This is a genomic window from Methylobacterium sp. ARG-1, from assembly GCF_001262595.1.
Classification (GTDB): domain Bacteria; phylum Pseudomonadota; class Alphaproteobacteria; order Rhizobiales; family Beijerinckiaceae; genus Methylobacterium; species Methylobacterium brachiatum.
Map to the genome: position 1 here is coordinate 38095 of NZ_LHCD01000031.1, position 18011 is coordinate 56105.

General features: G+C 66.4%; 13 protein-coding genes. 7 read left to right on the top strand and 6 right to left on the bottom strand.

What is annotated here, in order from left to right:
- The first annotated feature begins 116 nt into the window (after nt 1-116).
- Nucleotides 117-3425, top strand: coding sequence for a Hint domain-containing protein (locus AKJ13_RS23195; RefSeq protein ID WP_082317081.1), 3309 nt, complete (start codon nt 117-119; stop codon nt 3423-3425).
- Between the two features lie 535 nt (nt 3426-3960).
- On the opposite strand, the gene AKJ13_RS23205 is transcribed toward AKJ13_RS23195, so the two are convergent.
- From AKJ13_RS23205 to AKJ13_RS23225, 5 genes are all read right to left on the bottom strand, one after another.
- A complete protein-coding gene (locus AKJ13_RS23205; RefSeq protein ID WP_050735497.1) occupies nt 3961-4227 on the bottom strand; it encodes a hypothetical protein in 267 nt (88 codons plus the stop codon).
- 325 nt (nt 4228-4552) lie between these two features.
- A complete protein-coding gene (locus AKJ13_RS23210) occupies nt 4553-5980 on the bottom strand; it encodes a phosphomannomutase (RefSeq protein WP_050735498.1) in 1428 nt (475 codons plus the stop codon).
- Nucleotides 5981-6173: 193 nt separating this feature from the next.
- Complete coding sequence (locus AKJ13_RS23215) at nt 6174-6974, bottom strand: ABC transporter permease (RefSeq protein ID WP_050735499.1); 801 nt, start codon at nt 6972-6974, stop codon at nt 6174-6176.
- Between the two features lie 84 nt (nt 6975-7058).
- Entirely contained in the window at nt 7059-10937 is a 3879-nt protein-coding gene (locus AKJ13_RS23220) for a glycosyltransferase (protein ID WP_050735500.1), read from the bottom strand.
- A gap of 225 nt (nt 10938-11162) precedes the next feature.
- Nucleotides 11163-11801 carry an acyltransferase gene (locus AKJ13_RS23225; protein ID WP_244471694.1) on the bottom strand — a complete coding sequence of 213 codons (639 nt, stop codon included), beginning with the start codon at nt 11799-11801 and terminating at the stop codon, nt 11163-11165.
- A gap of 267 nt (nt 11802-12068) precedes the next feature.
- Between AKJ13_RS23225 and AKJ13_RS23230 the strand changes: the two genes are divergently transcribed.
- Together AKJ13_RS23230 and AKJ13_RS23235 are read left to right on the top strand one after the other, a co-directional pair.
- A complete protein-coding gene (locus AKJ13_RS23230; protein WP_050735502.1) occupies nt 12069-12608 on the top strand; it encodes a hypothetical protein in 540 nt (179 codons plus the stop codon).
- 180 nt (nt 12609-12788) lie between these two features.
- Nucleotides 12789-13151 (top strand): hypothetical protein, encoded by a 363-nt coding sequence (locus AKJ13_RS23235; protein ID WP_064774660.1) that lies wholly within the window; start codon nt 12789-12791, stop codon nt 13149-13151.
- 77 nt (nt 13152-13228) lie between these two features.
- Here AKJ13_RS23235 and AKJ13_RS23240 read toward each other — a convergent pair whose 3' ends face one another.
- Entirely contained in the window at nt 13229-14677 is a 1449-nt protein-coding gene (locus AKJ13_RS23240) for an SDR family NAD(P)-dependent oxidoreductase (RefSeq protein WP_244471695.1), read from the bottom strand.
- 180 nt (nt 14678-14857) lie between these two features.
- On the opposite strand from AKJ13_RS23240, the gene AKJ13_RS23245 reads away from it, so the two are divergent.
- Genes AKJ13_RS23245 through AKJ13_RS23260 form a run of 4 tightly spaced genes read left to right on the top strand, consistent with a single transcriptional unit; the run spans nt 14858 to nt 18002 of the window.
- Nucleotides 14858-16465 carry an HAD-IIIC family phosphatase gene (locus AKJ13_RS23245; RefSeq protein ID WP_050735504.1) on the top strand — a complete coding sequence of 536 codons (1608 nt, stop codon included), beginning with the start codon at nt 14858-14860 and terminating at the stop codon, nt 16463-16465.
- Nucleotides 16431-16745 carry a hypothetical protein gene (locus tag AKJ13_RS32790; protein WP_244471696.1) on the top strand — a complete coding sequence of 105 codons (315 nt, stop codon included), beginning with the start codon at nt 16431-16433 and terminating at the stop codon, nt 16743-16745. Before AKJ13_RS23245 ends, AKJ13_RS32790 begins: the two co-directional genes overlap by 35 nt.
- Complete coding sequence (locus AKJ13_RS23255) at nt 16738-17775, top strand: ketoacyl-ACP synthase III (protein WP_050735505.1); 1038 nt, start codon at nt 16738-16740, stop codon at nt 17773-17775. Before AKJ13_RS32790 ends, AKJ13_RS23255 begins: the two co-directional genes overlap by 8 nt.
- On the top strand, nt 17775-18002 hold the full coding sequence (locus tag AKJ13_RS23260) for a hypothetical protein (RefSeq protein WP_050735506.1): 228 nt from the start codon (nt 17775-17777) through the stop codon (nt 18000-18002). The genes AKJ13_RS23255 and AKJ13_RS23260 overlap by 1 nt, the downstream gene beginning before the upstream one ends.
- Nucleotides 18003-18011: the final 9 nt, after the last annotated feature.

Sequence of the window (18011 nt, forward strand, 5' to 3'; positions counted from 1 at the left end):
CGGTGTCATCGGTCCGTCACGAAAATTCTATGCCAGATAAACGCAACTCTCAGTCTGTATAATTCGCAGGCGTGTAGCTAGCGATCGGTCTAGAGAAGGTAAGGGAATCCGAGTCGATGCCTCAAAAGATTCCGTCCGGCGCGCAATCGACTCCTTTTACGATCACGACTCCCGATACCTACACCTTGGACGCCGGTACGACGCGGACACAGACCGCCGGAATCGGCGTGTCGGTGACGGCGGCGGCCGGACCTGTCACGGTCGATATCGAGGGCACGCTCAACGACACCGCATCAGGCCAGCGCGCGATCAACGTCGCGAACAACCCGATCGCCGGCACGATCGCCATCGGTGCGAATGGCCGCGTGCAATCCCTCAACCAGGACGCCATCCGCAGCCAGTCGGTGAACGGCAAGATCGATCTGACCAACCTCGGCCAGATCGTCGCCAGCAGCGCGAACTTTACGCCGGGCGTCGGCGGGACCAACCCGGGGACCGAGTTCGCGATCACCTACAACGCCGCCCTCGGCGCCGCGGGGGCGCCGACCACCGACTTCATCAGCGGTGGGACCCTCACCAACGGCGCTCCCGGCAACACCGCGGCGCTCATTCAGAGCGATAACGGCGACGCGATCCGGCTGGGCTCACACCAGACTCTCGTCAATTACGGCACGATCAACGGCAACGGACCGGTCAACGACGCCGCGACCAACAACAGCCTCAACCCGGTCGGTGGCAGCACCTCGACCGCGACGACCTACGATGTCTCCCGCGGCGTCCGGATCAATCAGGACAATGCAACAAGCGATCGGATCGATAATTTCGGTACGATCACCGGCGCCCAGCACGGCGTCGACGTCGGCGTGACCGGGGCGACGAACATCCGCGTCGTCAACGAGGCCGGCGGGCAGATCATCGGGCGCAACGGTTCGGGCGTCGGAGCCGACACGACGGGGGCGTCGGCCACCACGGTGCAGGTGACGAATTCCGGTCTGATCCGCGGCGCCTACGCCCCGCAATACGATCGAGCAGGCTACCGAACCGTGGACGGCGACGGCGACGGGGTCGACATCGACGGGGGCGCCACAATCGTCAACCGCGCCGGTGGCACCATTGAGGGGACGGGAGCGGGCGGCTACGACAGCAACGGGCGCCTCAACAACAGCGAAGGCATCTCGATCGGTGGCGGCAGCGTCAGCAACAGCGGCACGATCCGCGGCGCGGCCTTCGGGATCGTCGTCAACAACGACTCGAACCCCGCCGGCAGCCGCAGCGGCGTGGCGGCTACGCAGATCACGAACAACGTGGCGGGCACGATCACCGGGCAGAACGGCTACGCGATCCGATTGGAGAACAAGACCGGGACGGCCGCCGACAACGACACGATCACCAACTTCGGGACGATCACAGGGAACGGCGGGGTGCCGTCCGGGACGGTTTTACGTCAGGACGGCGCGGCAGATCCCGGCACCGTCGGGACGCTCGACGGCCGGACTTACACCGCCGCCGACGCGGGGTCTTCCCGGTTCATCCGCGGGGACGGATCGGCGATCCAGACCGGCGAGGGCAGCGATACGCTCTCCAACTACGGTGTGATCACCGGCAATTCCGGCCGCGCCATCAACCTGGAGGGCGGCAACGACACGCTGAACCTATACACGGGATCCTCCGTCGTTGGACGCATTGACGGCGGTGCAGGGACGGACACGCTTAACCTACGCCTCGATGATAGAACCGGTGCGGACATCGCCCTCGGCGCCAGCAGCGGCGCCACGACGGGCAGCCTCGGTGATGTCGTCAACGTCGAGGTGCTGGCTGTACAAAGCGGCACGTGGACGGTTCAGGATGCTCAGACCTACGCCTCAGGGATCACGGTCGGCCGGGGCGCTGGGTTATCGGTCGGTGCGAACGGGTCTCTGGCGGGCGATGTCGCCAATGCCGGCACGCTGGCCTTCGCTCACACCGGAAATCTCGCTACGACGGGGGCCATCTCTGGAAGCGGCTCGGTCGTGCAGGCGGGGACCGGGACCCTCGCGCTGTCGGGGGCCAACACCTATTCGGGCGGCACGACGATCCAGTCCGGGACCCTAAACCTCGGGGCAGCGACCTCGGCGGGCACAGGGGCGATCACGTTCGCCAGCCTGTCGGGTACCGCCACCGCACGGCTTGGGCTCGACGTTGCCGCCCAGCCAACGGGCAAAGGTGCCTTCACCAATACCCTGACCAACTTCGGCTCGGGGAACGAACTCGCTCTAGCCGGCCTTACCGACCCCAGCGTCAGCTACAATAGTGCCAACAGCACCATCACTGTGACCGGGACCCGTACGGGCGGCGGGCAGGTGAGCGAGAACTTCATACTGTCGGCTCCGCGCGCGACCAGCTTCACGGCAGCCGCCGACGGCCAAGGCAATACGATCGTCCGCGCTGCAACAGCAACCAACCCTACGACCCCACCCAATCCAGCTCAGCCGACGAGCCCGGCGGCGGCAGCCAATCCGACGGACGCCGCTCAGCCCACCAATTCCGCTCCCTGCTACGTGACCGGCACGCGCATTCGTGTGCTGCGTGAGCGTACGATCGTGGACGCTTTGGTCGAAGATCTGCGCGTGGGGGACCTAGCGCTCACCACCTCCGGCAAGCCCTGCCCCATCCGCTGGATTGGGTCGCGCAGTTATCCGGGCTTCACCGCCCCGCAGCACGACCGTCCCGTACGGATCAAGGCTGGGGCTTTGACCGAAGGCGTTCCCGCCCGCGACCTGCTCGTCTCACCCGACCATGCCTTATGGCTCGACGGCTTGTTCGTAGCTGCCGGTCACCTCGTCAACGGCACCAGCATCACCCGCGGCGAGACGATTCGCGACCTGACCTATTGGCATGTCGAGCTAGACAGGCACGACCTGCTCCTGGCCGAGAACACCCCGGCGGAGAGCTTCCTGCCAGCCCCGGGCGTACGCCGCCAGTTCGACAGTCAGGACGCGAACGACGCCCCGGCATCGCCCGTGCCCTACGCCCCACGAACTGAGCTCGGGTCGGCCCTCGCCGGGTTGCGCCGGCGCTTGATCCAACGTGTCGGCTTCTCGAGCGAGTCCGATGGCATCGGCGTCGTGCGGGCGTGGCTAGACCTGTGCGACGGCACCCGCGTCGCTGGCTGGGCTCAGGACACGGCGTACCCAGACGCCCCTGTGTGCCTAGACATCGTGGTAGATGGTGCAATCGTGGCGATGCCAATGGCCGCCGAGTACCGGGCCGATATCGCGGCGGCGGGGATCGGTGACGGCCGCCACGGCTTCGATCTCACCTTGGCGATACCACTGGCGATGGGCGTCCCACACATCGTCGAAGTACGTCGTTCGATCGACGACGCGGTGATTTGTGCGATGGCCGCAGACGCGGCGGGCGTGTGGACACCCTTGTTGGCGGCGTGATCCGTGAAGTCTGAACATACTGTCAAGGGCGGTTCTATGAGATCAGCGTCCGCTGTGCGAGCAACCGCGCATCACCTTCCAACCCACAGCCGGTGTTCTTTCAGCGGAGGCGGGTGTTGTGGCACTGAGGGCGAGCTTCGAACGGCTCTGCCCCTTACGTAAAGAGCGCAAAGGCCTACCCAGCGTACGCTGGGTAGGCCTTTCGTTTTGGTGATCTTTCGCTCGTACCGTGAACGGCTTTCCGGGCTGCTGAAAGACTATGGCCATACGGGAACAGCTCGAATGCCGCTCGCACGTCTCGCAGTGCTTTACCTCGGTGCCGACTTTAGGCGTGATGATCGGCAAGTCGGCCATCGACCTCTGCGACCGGATCCTACTAATGGGGCGGCTGCAGGCCGCCTTTGAGGCCCGTTGCAGGATCAGGCCGAGATCCGGTCGATGAGGCTAGAGAGCTGAACGATAAGAAAGGGGCCATGCACATCCTTCGGGTTCATTGCGAATCGAGTCCCGAAGCAGCCTGTTGAGAAAAGTGTCGCTAAGCGGCCTGGATATTCTGAACGACCTGCAGATCCAGCCAGAGGTCCAAGCGCAATGGGCCCTGCTTGCGGAATGCGACCCGCGCACGCTGCGCTTGGCCATCGCGGAGGAAGGTTAGATGCTCGGGAATGCCGCCAGCCGTGAGCACACGCACATGAGCGCCACGATCGTCGGATGCCAGGATCGAGCAGGGCACGTCGAAGCTGCCGAGCCTGATGGTCGCCGCTGGATGCCGGGAGGCGTGAACGAAGTGCTTGTTGGCCATGCTGTACGCGTCCTCCTTATCGGAGATGACAGACTAGGCCAGATCTGATGCGTTTTGTGTCGCAGCGCAGCAACGGCGCTGGCAAATGCGTGAATGCTGCCATCCGTAATGTTTCGACCCTGAGTTATATGCGGTTCACATGCCCCATCAAGGTTATGCCCTACGTCATAACCTGCAGACCGCTTAGCGTAGTTCGCGGCCAAACCGGACCGTGCCGCGCGCAGGGCGGTCGGACAAGCGGCGGGTCGCGGCGTTGGTTCGATGCCTTTGTAATGCCGGAACGTATCGCGATGCAGCATCTCGATCACGCTGACTGTCTCAGCCTTTATGGTCGGTCGGCCTGTCCCGCCATTGCTGCCGCCGCTGCTTTCAGCCCCCATTGCACCAGAGCTTGAGCGTCGTAAGCGGATTTGGCCTCGGCATAGCACCGCAGTTCAGGAGCATTGCCTGAGGCCCGGAAATGAATCGACCGGCCGCCGTCGAGCCCGATCCTGATCCCATCCTGTTCATCCACCGATTGCGGCGAACCGATCAGCCGGAGGAATTCGCCGCGGAAGGTTTCCTCGCGGAGCCGTGCGAGAAAGGCGCCGCTTCGCTCCGAAGGGGTGTTGGGCAGCCGGTCGCTCGCCATCTCCCCCGCGTCGAGTGAGTTTATAAGATCGGCCAGGGACGTTCCCGCCGCGCGCGCCGCGGCGAGTGTCGCGAGGATCGGTAGCATCGCGTCCCGCGTCGGCAGAGCGGCCAGAGTCTTATCTCCGAGGGTGACGTCCGATCCGAGCAGGAATCCGCCATTCGCCTCGAACCCCACGACGGCCTGCGCGCCGGCGCTCTTGGCCTGTTCCATGCCGGCAATGACGAAGGGTGAGCCCACCTTGGTGCGAATGACACGGCTAAAGCCGCCGGACTGCTCGAGAGCCGAACCTGCGGTCACGGGCACCACGACCGTATCGGCACCGAGGTAGCGCGCGGTGATCAGCCCGAGCACATCCCCGCGCACGATCCGCCCAGCGCCATCGGCCACCAGGGGCCGGTCCGCGTCGCCATCCGTCGTCACGAGCACGTCGAAGTCGCCGGACGCCATGACCTCCATGATGAAGGCAATGTCCTCTGGTCGATGCGCCTCGGTATCGATCGGCACGAATCTGTCCGACCGGCCGATCGGCGTAACGCTCGCCCCAAAGCTCGCGAGCAGATCGGTCAGTAGGTCGCGAGCGACCGAACTCTGCTGATAGACCGCGATGCGTACGCCCTTCAGGACCTCGGGGGAGAAAGCTTCGCTGTAGCGTTGATGGTAGCGCTCGGTGGCACCGGGTTCTGATGGTGTCGGAGCCGATGTCGGCAATTCGCCAACAGCTGAGACATCTCCCAGAGCTGCCAGGATGGCAACTTCGTCGGCCTTGGTGATCTCACCGTCGGGCCGATAGAATTTCAGGCCGTTGCGGTCCTCGGGGATGTGGCTGCCCGTGACCATGACGGCGTAGGCTCCACGCCGCATCGCTTCGAGAGCGAGGGCTGGGGTCGGGAGAGCCCCGCAGTCGATCGCCTCGAAGCCGGAAGCCGCCGCAGCGCTCACCACCGTCGCGGCGATGCCCGGACTGCTGCCGCGCAGGTCCCGTCCGATCACGACTTGGTGGAGGCCACCATCTGCTGAGGCGGATTGGAAGAACGCGCTGGCGTATGCGTAACTGGGCCAGCCTAGTAGATCCGTCACGAGACCCCGCAAGCCACTCGTTCCGAATTTTAGACTGCTCACGGCATTTCCATGCGTTCAGGCGCCGGGATGCACCCATAACCTTCATGCCGTGAATCGCTTGCCGCCACAATGGTCGACACCGAAGGCGACGTGCTCCCTGCGCCAGGCAAAGAAACAGGGGAAGTCGATCTCAAACGCTATGCGTTTTGCCCGATAGATCCCTTTCGGGTCGGTTTCACCTTCATTAAGTGGTTCAGCCCTGTATTTTACTAACGACGTGCTTAACCAAAAACAATCCAATGGCTGCAGATGTCAAGCCAAACATGATAACGTACATATGATCGACTTGAATGCCTGCATAGGGATAGTAAGCTGACCGTACCCATTCGGCCAACTGCATGGCCGGATTGAATTTCATCCAATAATAGACTTTCTCAGGCATATAGCTCGGCAGAAACATAACGCCGCTGGAGACATATAAGATAATACTGAACAGCGCGTAGCCGATCAGCCATCCCGGAAAGAAGCCGATGATCGCCACGTTGATCGTACCGATCCCGACACCGAGGATGATCGCGGCCACGTAGCCGCAGACGGCAGTAAGCGGGTCGGCTGGGATCGGGTCGGTCCCGATCACGATCAGTACGGAACTGACGACCAACATGGCGAGGAACCCCGTCACGATCTCAACGAGGATACGGGAAAAGATCAGATCGAACAGTTTAACCTGTGGGTAGTAGGTCAACGGTCGGTTCATGATCACAGATTTCATAACCTCGCGGGAAATGTACTGAAACACCAGCACCGGGACCGCGCCCGTCGCGAAGAACAGCGCCCTGTTGTCGCCGAGCGGCGCCGCGAGCTTCTGGAAGGTATAGATCGCGATCAGCATGAAGACGTGTACGCAGGGCCAGAGCACCACCACTCCGTAGCCCCAGATCGAGGCGCCGAAGCGCGTGCGCATGTCGCGCAGAATCAGCGCGTGCAGGACATGCAAGTAGGACTCGGCCGGGCTCTTCTGCGTCTGCGTCTGAGCCGTCGGGAGAGCGGACATCGGTGTGGCCTCTGCGTTTCTTCGCCTGCTTCGGCGAAAAACTGGGCTAAAGTGCGTTGGCCGGATGCACGGAAGCGGCTGTGCCTATGTCGTCAGGGTGTAATAGTCGCGCATCAGGTTTTCGTACTCGGCCGCCTGGATCGGCATCGAGAGCTCGCCGCCGGACGAGATGTCGATCGCCATCAGCCGGTCGTTGAGAGCGGCGGGGTTGTTCGCCAGGGCGTAAGGCAGGACCTGGCCGTTCGGATGGGCGCGCAACCGGTCGCCCTGTGCGCCAAAGTTGAAAGCCACCACCGGCAGGCCAGTCCGTAGCCCCAGGGTCAGGGCATACGAATAGGCCTCCGGCCAGATCGCCGGAAGCAGGATTAGGTCCGCAGAAATCTTGGGCAGGAGGTCGAGGATCTCCGCGTCCTCCCAGTGGTCACCGGTCTCGGCGATCTGCAGGGCCGCCCGTGCGACCCGATCAAGCGTCGGGTCGTCGGTCGAGTAGCGGCCCGTCTCGGTGACCCCGGCCTGTTCCAAGCCGCTCCTCAGTGCTGGGTCGGAGTAGCCTACGATCGCAAACCGCAAGGGTAGGCCTCGCTTGCGGGCGTCGGCAGCTAGAGCTTGAAGCAACAGACCGCCTTCGGGGAGGCTGATCGCACCCAGCACCGCGACGCGGCGCACGCGCCCCGGCCGCCGCAGCGCGGTCGAGCGCACCCGGCGGTCCGCCTCGACATGCGGCCGCACCGTGATCGCCAGATCCGGGTACACGCCCCCGATCCGCCCCGCCGTGTCGGCCGACGGCGCGAACACCCGCGCCGCCCCGGCCAGGAACCGCCCGAACGCCGCCCGCCGCTCCGCCGGATCCGGCTCCTCGTAGCCGTCCGCGTCCGAGGCCAGGCAGTCCCGGCACAGAGACACCGGCGCCAGCCCGCAATAGCGCCCGTCCGGCATCACCAGGTGGTTGCGGTGGCACACCGGTGAGAAGTCGTGCAGCGTCCAGGCATACGGCCGCCCCGAGCCGGACACGAGATCCATCAAGGCGCGGGCCGCGTTCCAGCGCAGCCCCGCCAGCGAGTGCACGTGGATCAGCAGCGGCGCCAGCTGCGCCACGAACGCCGCCACCGCCTCGGCATCGCGGGGCAGGTACAGGCTGTCCAGGCTCGGCAGGTACACGAACTCCCGGCTGCGATACGAGACGTTGACCTGGCTGTTCCGGGCCCGGTCGACCGAGAGCAGCACCACGGCGGTGCCTTCGGCCTTCAGCCGGGCGATCATGTCGTCGATGTGCCGCTGGATGCCCCCGCCCCAGCTGTGGGTCACGAACAGCACCGCCCGGCCGCGGAAGTGCCGCGCCAGCCGGTACAGGTCGAGCCGCGCCCGGCCGCGCCGGCCGGGATCGGCCTGGACGAACTGGCCGACCGCGGCCGGGTAGTCCGGGTGCTTGGCCAGCAGCGCCGCCTGGCCCTGGTCGTACTCGCCGCCCGGGTCGAGCCCGAACGAGATCTGGCCGGCATGGTAGACGTACACGTCCTCGGCGAGCAGGTTGGAGAACCCGGCCTTGCGGGCGCGCATGCACCAGTCGTTCTCCTCGCCGTAGCCCTTGCCGAAGGCGACGTCGTCGAGGGGGCCGACCGCGTCCAGTGCCGCGGCGGTCATGTACATGCAGAACCCGACCCCGGTGGGCACCTCGACGGAGCGGCCGCGGTTGAGCAGCTTGGCGGCCTGGTCGAGCTCGGGCCGGGGGATCTCCAGCGCCATGGTGTTGTTGGCGTTGAAGCGTGGGTAGCTGCAGATCGTAGCGTTGTTCGACAGCGGCGTGACGCTGCCCACCGGCGGGCGCCCCTCGATCTCCGCAGGGGGTGTTTCGGCGTGGGCGACCAGCCGGTCGAGCCAGTCGCCGAACACCTGGGCGTCGGAGTTGAGCAGGACCACGGCGCGGCCCTGGCGCAGGGACAGGCCGCGATTGACCGAGCGGACGAAGCCGAGGTTGTCCGGGTTTTCGACGAGGTGGAACAGGCCGCGGCCGGCGAGGTCTTTCAGGTCCACGGTGAGGTCTGGGTCGGGGGATCGGTCGTTGACGGCAAGCAGGGTGAACGGGGTTTTCTGCGGGGCGGACAGGCAGGCATGGATGGCGCGCAGGGTCTCGCCGCGGCCCTTGTAGACGGGCATGATCACGACGACCCGGGCCTGGGCGAGGGTGAGGGCGCGGGGCAGGCCGTCCCAGTCCCGGGGCTCGGGGGCCTCCATGGCTGGCCAGCTGCCGAGATCCTCGGGGCAACCCATCAGCCCGGCGGCGCGACCGGTCCGCACGTAGTGCAGGAACGGCGATTCACCCGGCGCGAACAGGTGGCCGTAGGCCCTACGGTAGAACCGGGTCGAGAAGGCCTTGCTCGGATCGCGATCTTCCTCTTGGCCGTGGGACAGGAAGTGGATAGCCGGGCCGTTTTCGAAGCCGCGCGTGTCGGGATAGCGCTTTAGATACCAGGCCGCGTCGAAATAGGGTTCGATCAGCCAGGCCTGCTCTAGCAGGTCCGCATCCTCCGCCGCGGGCGGCGTATCGTAGCCAGGATCGAAGGCGTCGCTCGAGAGATCGGTGCCGCGCAGCAGCGCGGTAGCGAGATAGTGGACGAAGGGGGCGATCCCCGTCGGCTCAATGTACGGATGATGGGCGCGGTAGGCCCAGCCGTTGAAGTTGGCGCGTGGGTTTCGGCCCCGGCGCCAACCGGTGTCGCAATAGTCGCGGACCGCGTCGACATCCTCGGCGAGGCCGTAGCGCTGCCGGTAGAACACGCGGTCGAAATGGGGCGCGATCAGTCCGATCTGCAGGTCCAGGGACGCCGCCCGGTCCAGGGCCTCCCGACCGATCGCGTCGAGCCAGCCCAGGTCTTCAACGGGCGGACGCGCTGGAGACAGGCCGCAGACGCCTAGCAGCGCATTGAGGGTCGAGCGGCCCCGGCCCGGATCGCGCAGCTCCCGCCAACCGGTCCTCGAGAAGTGCACGTAGGGCGCTAATCCCTGCACGTCCGGGTAGGTTGCCCGGTACCAGACTTCGTCCACGGCGGGAAACTTTGGCTGGTCCTCGCCCAAGAAGGGTGTGCCGCCGGAAAGCAGCGTCTCGGCGACGTACCGGAAGAACGGGTCGCCGATCACCGCCCGGCTGCCGGCCCGCGCCTGCACGAAGCCGGCCGGGTCGAAATCCTGGCGCGGGCTGCGCATCGCCCGCCAGCCACCGGCCACGTAGCCTTGCAGCAGCTCCGCGTCGGAGGCCGCCTCCGACCCGTCCAAACCCTGCCGGTAATAGGCGGCGTCGAAATAGGGGGCCAGCGTCTCGGACTGGAGGGTGAGGGCGTCCTCGGGATCGGGCCGGGCCGGGCCGCCGTGCAGGACGTAGTGCACCAGCGGGTTCTGGGTCGCGTACGAGATCCCCCGGGTCAGACAATAGGCCAGGGTGTCGAAGCGAGGCGACGGCTCGCGGCCCTCGCGCCAGCCGGAGGCCATGTAGTGGTCGACCGGGTCGACGCCGGCCGCCTGCAGGTCGGGGTTGTTGGCCAGGTAGAACGCGCCGTCCACGAGGCGGCGGGCCAGGCGCTCGGCCTGCCTGATGTCGGGCTTGGGCAGGTCGCCGCCCTGGGCGCGCTGCGCCGTCACCCAGTGCAGGAACGGGTTGATGCCGGCCCTGGCCAGATACGGGCGTGCGGCGAGGTAGTCGGCGGTTGAGAAATCCGGTCGCGGGTCCCGGCCCTCGCGCCAGCCGGCCGCGAGGTAGTCCCGCACCGGATCGACTGTGATGCCGTACCAACTCGCGTAGAAGCCCGCATCGACATACGGCTCCAAAGCCGCGATCTGCTCCGCCCCCGACGCGATATCGTTGGCCGGCGGAAGGCCGCCGCTGGCTGCGAGCCGGACCAGCGGATTGCGGCTCGAACGCGCTCCGGCGGAACCAGCCCAGCTGTGATACAGGCCGTAGAGGGTCTTCAATGCACCGCTCTCACGCCGCCGCACGGAGCGCTTGATCCGGGATGCGGATCCCACCGGCGGCTGAGTCGAGGCCTGTAGCTCGGATGAGCATGATTTCGCGGGGGCTGTGTCGAGGCGGATCATCGGGCTCAGCGAGCGGCTCGCCGGTGGACCTCGCCTATCGGAACACGCGTCCGCGGTAAATATGAGGTTTCGGGCTCGCCGCCCTGCCCTGCGGTCCGACGATCAGATCAGGTCCGACCGCCAGGTGACGTCCTCGCGCACGATGCGCGCGGGATTGCCGGCGGCCACGCAATTAGCTGGCACGAGTCCGGTGACGACCGCGTGCGCCCCAATGATCGCGTTATCGCCGATGGTCGAGCCCTTGAGGAGCGTCGCCTGGTTGGCGATCCAGACATGATTGCCGACGCGGACGGGTTTTGCCGGGTTCAGCCGCTCGCCCCCGGTCCGGCTGATGATCGAGTGGAAATCGCTCGTCGTCATCCAGACACCGGACGCGATCGAGCAATCGCTCCCGATCTCGATCACCTTTGCCTCGACCGGGTTGAGATGGACCAGCCCGGTGAAGCCGGTTCGGTCGCCGATGCGAAGCATCGAGCCCGGGCCGATATAGATGTTGGCCATGCCGAGCCGGACATCCTCACCGATATCGAATTTGCAGTTCGACTCGATGACGATATGCATGTCCTTGTCGGAGACGCAGCCGCGTCCGATCCGGATATAATTGTTATCGCCGTTGATATATATCTTACCGGCCTGAGCATGTTGATCGCGGGAGTCGATGTCGATGACATTGTTATCTCCCTTATCGACGATATTCAGTGGCATGGATGGCTCTGCGAGGTCGGCGTCATGTCTGCCCATTTACGACTCGGACCGTATCGGCGATTCGCGCGATGCGCCCCGAAGTCACAAGAGCGAATTCGGCGTAGGTTGGACGGTCTCGGCCGGGCGGGATCGCGTATCATTGACATTCGGGAGTTCCGCTGGCGCCGGCCAGGTCCAGGGGAAACGTTTCCGATGTCTCTAGGACAGACGACCGGTTTCTCACAACTCCGCCCGCTGTTGACGCTCGGAAGGTCCTATGACCTATGGCCGCCAGCGGACGCGTATATGCGGTGAGGCCAGCCGATGGCTGAAGACAATACCCTGACGAAGGCCTTGGTGGACGTGCGGGCGCGGAAGGCCGCGCTTCAGGGCGACTATGACCGGATCGCGGCGGAGCTCGCGAAGCTGCGGGCGGCGGAGGCTGCGTTGACGGCGATCGTCGAAGGAGTCCCGCTGAAGGATCCCGCAATCCTTCACACCTCGGACCTGTCGGGGGCGTCCGGTGAGGACCGCACCTCGTCGGGGCGCAGCGGTCGCCGCGGGGCCCGCGGTCCCCGGGCAAACTCGGCCAAGGGACGGTTGAAGGCGTTGCTGGGCAGCGCAGGTCCGCAGGGTCTGTCGCATGCCGAGATCGCCGAACGGCTGTCCGATGTCGCCCCGAACACCCTCAATACCTACCTCAGCATGATGGTGACGGGCGGCGAAGCGCTCCGGAAGGGCGATTTCTTCACGGCCGCCGAGGGATCACAGGACGATCCCGACGACGCTCAGGACGAGGCCGACCGGGACGACGAAGCGCCCGAAGGCGAGGATACGGATCACGAGGCCGCCCCGGCTCACTGAGCGGGCGGCGGGCCGAGGGCGTCGGCGCGAGAACGGTTTCGCGTGACGGTCGACGTCGGACCACCGCCATCGGCCTCCGTGCGGGGGCGCCATCGCCGCCACGGCTCGCGACCGCGGCGTCGGCCTGCTACCATCATCCCGCCGTTCCCATCGGGGCGGCGTCATCAAGGGCAGTGCGCCATGCGGTCGATCCTCTTGCTCTGCTCCCTGCTGCTCCTGCCGACGCAGGCCTGGGCGGCCTGCCGGTGCGCCTGCGTCAGGGGTGTGATGCGGCCGATCTGCCAGCAGACCGATATGGTCGAGCCGATCTGTACGGGGCTGTGCACGGATTCCGTCCGCCCCGAGACCGTCGTCAAGCCGCTCTTCGGCGGGCAGCAAGCCTTCGGCCCGGTCGAGTCTTTCGACCCTGCGCCCCCCGGTCTGGTCCAGAAGGACCTGAACCTGAGCACCGACACGCGCGGTAATCCGCTCGGCACCGCCGGTGTCCAGGGCGGTAGCGATGCGTTCTCCGGCTCCGCCGCTGGGGGCGCGTCATCGCGCTAATGAGGGCCGGGTTCGAATCGCCCCGGTCGGTCGTCGGATTGTGCTGAAGACCGTCGGATCTGCGTTTCCAGGCGGTCTCAGGCTGGAGCCGACAGGCGCCGGATGATCGGCAGCATCAAGGCGCCGGGCGGGGCGGCCGGCACGGGAAAGATCGTGGCGGTCTGATCCGTTTTCACCCGCGGCAGCCGCTCGATCACAATCCGCAGATTGGGAATCGTCCGGGCCATGGTCGCCGCCAGGGTCTCGCCGGCCGTCTTGGCCATCACGTATTCCAGGGTGTCGCGCGGCGCCTCGTCGATCGCGGTGGTCGAGGGATAGAAGGCCGCCAGGCCGTCGCGCCGTTCGAGGCAGAACAGGCTGAGATCGTAGAACGCGTAATTGTAGATCCGCATCATCTCTTCGAAGCAGGACGGCTCGAAGGGCGCCCGCTTCTGCCGGAAGATGCGCGGGGTCGCGAAGTGATACAGCTGGGACGGCTTCATCGAGAGGGATTGCAGCTGCGGCGCGACCGGCTGGGCGGCGTCGTAGTGCAGGACCTGGCATCGCCCGCCGCCGTCCCGGATCTCCTGGGCGATCGTCTCCGCCGCGTTGGCTCCGGACGCGTAGGTGATGCAGACAGTGCCGCCGCCGGCTGCCAGCAGCTTGGCCGTCGCCGCACCGAGGCCGCGGGATCCGCCGACGATAAGGGCGGATACGTCGGAGAATTCATCCGGGCGGACCAGGGCCGCGAGGTCCGCCCAACGCTCCTGCTCGACCGGGCGCGGGCGCACGAAGCTCTCAACCCGGGCGTCGAGGCCCGGCCCGCTGGCTTGGGTCGTCACCGACTGGACCATCGGTTGAAACCGCTTCACCGCATAGGCGAGGTTCGATCCCTCGGCCGTGTCCGTCAGCGTCACGTCGATCTTCGACAGGATCGAGTGCAGGCCTGGCACCACCATGCCAACCAGGGTGGAGAGGCCGCCGAGGGTCGCCACCCGGGCGGAACCGATGGCGCGCGCGAGCCGCGGCACCAATGCGGCGATCGCCTCCGGCTCAGGGAGCCGGAAGGCCCCCGACGCCCCGGTGATGGTCTCGGGCTCGACGGTGATCGGCTCGACCGGGATCGCCGCGGCTGCCGCGTCCACGGGCTGGGCGTGCGGTCGCTCTTCCCCGAATGCCGCCTGGATCGTCGCCACGCGGACGCCGTCCACCGACAGCGAGAGACGCAACCGTCTCGCATCCGCCTCGTGCACCACGAGTTCGCTGCGGTCCCCAACCAGCACGAAGCGCTCGAACCGCATCTGCAAGGTGCTGAGCCGCGCGAGCGGGTAGGCATCGGCGCACGCATCGAGCGCCCACAACGCCGCGTGAACCCCGTGGACCGCCTGCCCCCCGGCGAGCGTCCGCCGTGCCGCCTGGGCATCCATGTGCATCGGATTCACGTCGCCGGTGGCCTGGGCGAACGTGATCTGGTGCTCCTGCGACCACATCCGTGATGCCAGGGAAGCGCTGCTTGAGCCGGCTCCGTCCATCGCGACGTTCCTCATCGACTGACGCTCTCGAGTCCGCGCGCCCGGGCGATGCGGGGCCGGATCCCGACACGGCCGGCCCCCTTGCTTTATGATATCGGATCTCGCAAGAGGGCGGCGCTCGCATAGTCAGGATGGGGCCGGTCGATCGCCGGAGGGCAGGCATCCGTTGGGATGTCGCAGGGACCGGTATTAGGGATGACCACGGCTCGCGCACTGTCGCTCGGCTTCGTCGGAAACGTCGTCACCAACCCGTTCGGGAAAGTGTCGGGGCGCCTTGCAGATCTCGCCCAGGTCGCATGCGAGCATTTCCCCATCGGGCAGATCGAGCAGGTTCTCGCTGGCCCTGCATCCGTCGACACCCTCATCGTCCATCTCGACCATCGCTGGTTCTTCGATGTCGCTCCGGACGAGACAGCTCTCGCGCGCGCCCGGGCGCTGGCCGAGCTGGTCTTCGCTCGCCTCGCCCACGCGCCCGGGACGGTCATCCTCAACACCGTGCCGTTCGTGCCGGTCTCGTCGGTCGAGAGCGACCTTCACGGGCAGCTGGACGCTTTGGCGCGCGTGAACGCGGTTTTGTTCGATCTCGCCCGCGCCAATGAGCGCGTCAGCGTCATCGATGCGGCGGGAGCCCTGGCCAATCTCGGCTTCGCCAACGCGCTGCGCGAGCGCAACCGCTACCTCTATCAGATGCCCTATGCCCCCGCCGCCGTAGACGCGCTGGTCGAGCGCTACGCCGACGCGATCGCGGCCCGGCTGCGGGCACGCCGCAAGGTGGTGGTGGTCGATGCCGACAACACCCTCTGGGGCGGCGTCGTCGGCGAGGACGGCGTCGAGAACCTCGAGGTCGACAGCGACTATCCGGGGATCGTCCACACCCAGCTTCAGCGGCAGCTGCTGCGCCTGAAGAGACTCGGCATCCTGCTCTGCGCTGTCACGAAGAACAACGATGCGGATTTTCGCTCGGTCTTCGAGCAGCGCGCGATGCCCCTGCGCCTCGACGATTTCGTGGCCTATCGCAGCAACTGGTCGGAGAAGAGCGACAACATCCGTGAACTCGCCGAAACGCTCAATCTCGGCCTGGATAGCTTCGTCTTCATCGACGACAATCCGTTCGAGATCGAGGAGGTCCGCGCGCGGCTGCCCGGCGTCGAGTGCCATCTCTTCGACCGGACCCGCCCCGAGCAGGCGCTGACCCTGCTCGATGGGATCGCGTCCCTGCGGGCCCGGAACGTCACGGCGGAAGACCTCTCGAAGACCGAGCAGTACCGCGGGGAGGCGCAGCGGCAGGAGCTGCAACGCTCGGCCGCCTCCATGGACGAGTACCTCGCCTCCTTGGACATCCGGTTGCACATCACGTGCAACAACCCCGGCGCGCTCCGGCGCATCGCGCAGCTCGTCAACAAGACCAACCAGTTCAACCTTACCACGCGGCGCTACACCGAGGACGAGGTCGCCACCGCGATGCGCGAAGGCAGCGTCTACGCGGCCCGGGTGGTCGACCGCTTCGGCGATATGGGCATCGTCGGCGTCGCCATCGTCCGGGGCGGCGCACTCGAGACGTTCCTGATGAGCTGCCGGGCGCTCGGGCGCCGCATTGAGAGCCAAGTCCTGCGCTACGTCTGCCAGGAAGAGGCCGACCCGGCTTTGCGGGCAAGCTATCGCCCCAGCGCCAAGAACCGGATGGTCGAGACCTTCCTGGACGAGAACGGGTTCGCGCTCATCGGCTCTGGCCCCGAGGGCAAGGACTATCGATTGACCCGAGGACCGGATGACACTGCCTACATCCACATCGTCGCCGAGTGAGGCTGCGGCCGCGGCCGCCGCCCGCACCACGCTGGACCGTCTCATCGAGACCTGGGGCCGGCCGGAGCTGAGCGGCCTCGGCCCCGAGGACGACCTGTACGAGCGGATCGATTCCTTCGCGGTGGTCGAGTTGCTGCTGGAGACCGAGTCCGAGGTCGAGAAGGCGGTTGGGCGCTACGTTCCGCTGGCCGACGAGAGCATCCTCGACAGCACCCGCTCGCCGCTGCACCGGCTCCAGGACTGGTTCGACTACGTCGCGCAGGCCGTCGCCCGTGGCTGAGCTGCGCTTCCGGCATGCCGGGATCGCCGGCCTCGTCACCACGGTCGGCGGCCGGGCGCTCGCCTTCGACGCCGAGGCGGCCGATCTGGGGATGTCCCCCGAGGAGGCCGAGCGGCTCAAGCGTGCGATGGGGTTCACCACCCGCCACGTGGTCGCACGCGACGACACCACCACCGCCGACCTCTGCCTCAACTCGGCCCGGGAACTCCTGCGCGGTCTCGACCTGCAGCCGGCGGATCTCGACGGGCTGATCCTGGTCACCCAGACGCCCGATTACAGCTCGCCCTCGACGGCGATCGGGATGCAGCATCGCTTAGGCATGCGCACCGACACGCTCTGCTTCGACATGCGGCTGGGCTGCAGCGGTTTCGTGTACGGGCTCTCGGTCGCCTACAGCCTGGTCGAGGCTGGGCTGAGCCGCGTGCTCCTCTGCTGCGGCGATGTCGCGAGCCGCATGGTTGCCACGAACGACCGCTCCATCACCCCGATCATGGGCGATGCCGGCGCCGCCGTTCTGGTCGAGCGACGCGAGACCGAGAGCGTCTTCCTGCTCCACAGCGACGGCTCCGGCGAGAAGGCCCTGTTCATCCCGCATAGCGGGTTGCGCGCGGATCCCGAGGATGCGGACAAGCCGGCCTCCATGCATATGGACGGCGCGCAGGTGTTCAATTTCTCGCTCAAGCGCGTGCCGTCGCTGGTCACCGATATCCTCGCGGCCGCCGGGATGGGGCCGGAGGAGCCGGACTTCTACGTCCTGCATCAGCCGAACAAGTACATTCTCAAGAATCTGCAGCGGCGCTTAGGGCTCGACGACGGCAAGCTTCCCTCGGGCACGCAATCCGTCTACGGGAACCAGAACTCGGCCTCGATCCCCGGTACGATCTCTGGCTTCCTGGCGGAGGACTTCGCGCACCGGCCTCTGCGCGCGGTGCTGGCCGGGTTCGGCGTCGGTCTGAGCTGGGGCGCGTGCACGCTCATCACCGATCGGATCTATGCTCCACCGGTCCTGAAATTCGAGGAGACGACGTGATGACCGAGGCTGGGTTCCTGGACGAGCTCGGCGCGATCCTGGATCAGCCGGGGCCGCTCGCGCGCGGCCAGAAGCTCGGTGAGATCGAGACCTTCGACTCCCTCGGCATCCTCAACATCATGGCCCTGTTCGACACCCTGGGCCTCGAGGTGGAGCCGTCGCGGATCGCGGAAGCCGCGACCACCGACGATCTCCTCGGCATCGCCAGCGCGAAGCTGCAGGCCTGAGGCCGGGCG

Bases quoted from the DNA above. Each gene is read 5' to 3' on its own strand.
- AKJ13_RS23195 (WP_082317081.1), top strand. From the start codon at position 117: ATGCCTCAAAAGATTCCGTCCGGCGCGCAATCGACTCCTTTTACGATC.
- AKJ13_RS23205 (WP_050735497.1), bottom strand. From the start codon at position 4,227: ATGGCCAACAAGCACTTCGTTCACGCCTCCCGGCATCCAGCGGCGACC.
- AKJ13_RS23215 (WP_050735499.1), bottom strand. From the start codon at position 6,974: ATGTCCGCTCTCCCGACGGCTCAGACGCAGACGCAGAAGAGCCCGGCC.
- AKJ13_RS23225 (WP_244471694.1), bottom strand. From the start codon at position 11,801: ATGGGCAGACATGACGCCGACCTCGCAGAGCCATCCATGCCACTGAAT.
- AKJ13_RS23230 (WP_050735502.1), top strand. From the start codon at position 12,069: ATGGCTGAAGACAATACCCTGACGAAGGCCTTGGTGGACGTGCGGGCG.
- AKJ13_RS23235 (WP_064774660.1), top strand. From the start codon at position 12,789: ATGCGGTCGATCCTCTTGCTCTGCTCCCTGCTGCTCCTGCCGACGCAG.
- AKJ13_RS23240 (WP_244471695.1), bottom strand. From the start codon at position 14,677: ATGAGGAACGTCGCGATGGACGGAGCCGGCTCAAGCAGCGCTTCCCTG.
- AKJ13_RS23245 (WP_050735504.1), top strand. From the start codon at position 14,858: ATGACCACGGCTCGCGCACTGTCGCTCGGCTTCGTCGGAAACGTCGTC.
- AKJ13_RS32790 (WP_244471696.1), top strand. From the start codon at position 16,431: ATGACACTGCCTACATCCACATCGTCGCCGAGTGAGGCTGCGGCCGCG.
- AKJ13_RS23260 (WP_050735506.1), top strand. From the start codon at position 17,775: ATGACCGAGGCTGGGTTCCTGGACGAGCTCGGCGCGATCCTGGATCAG.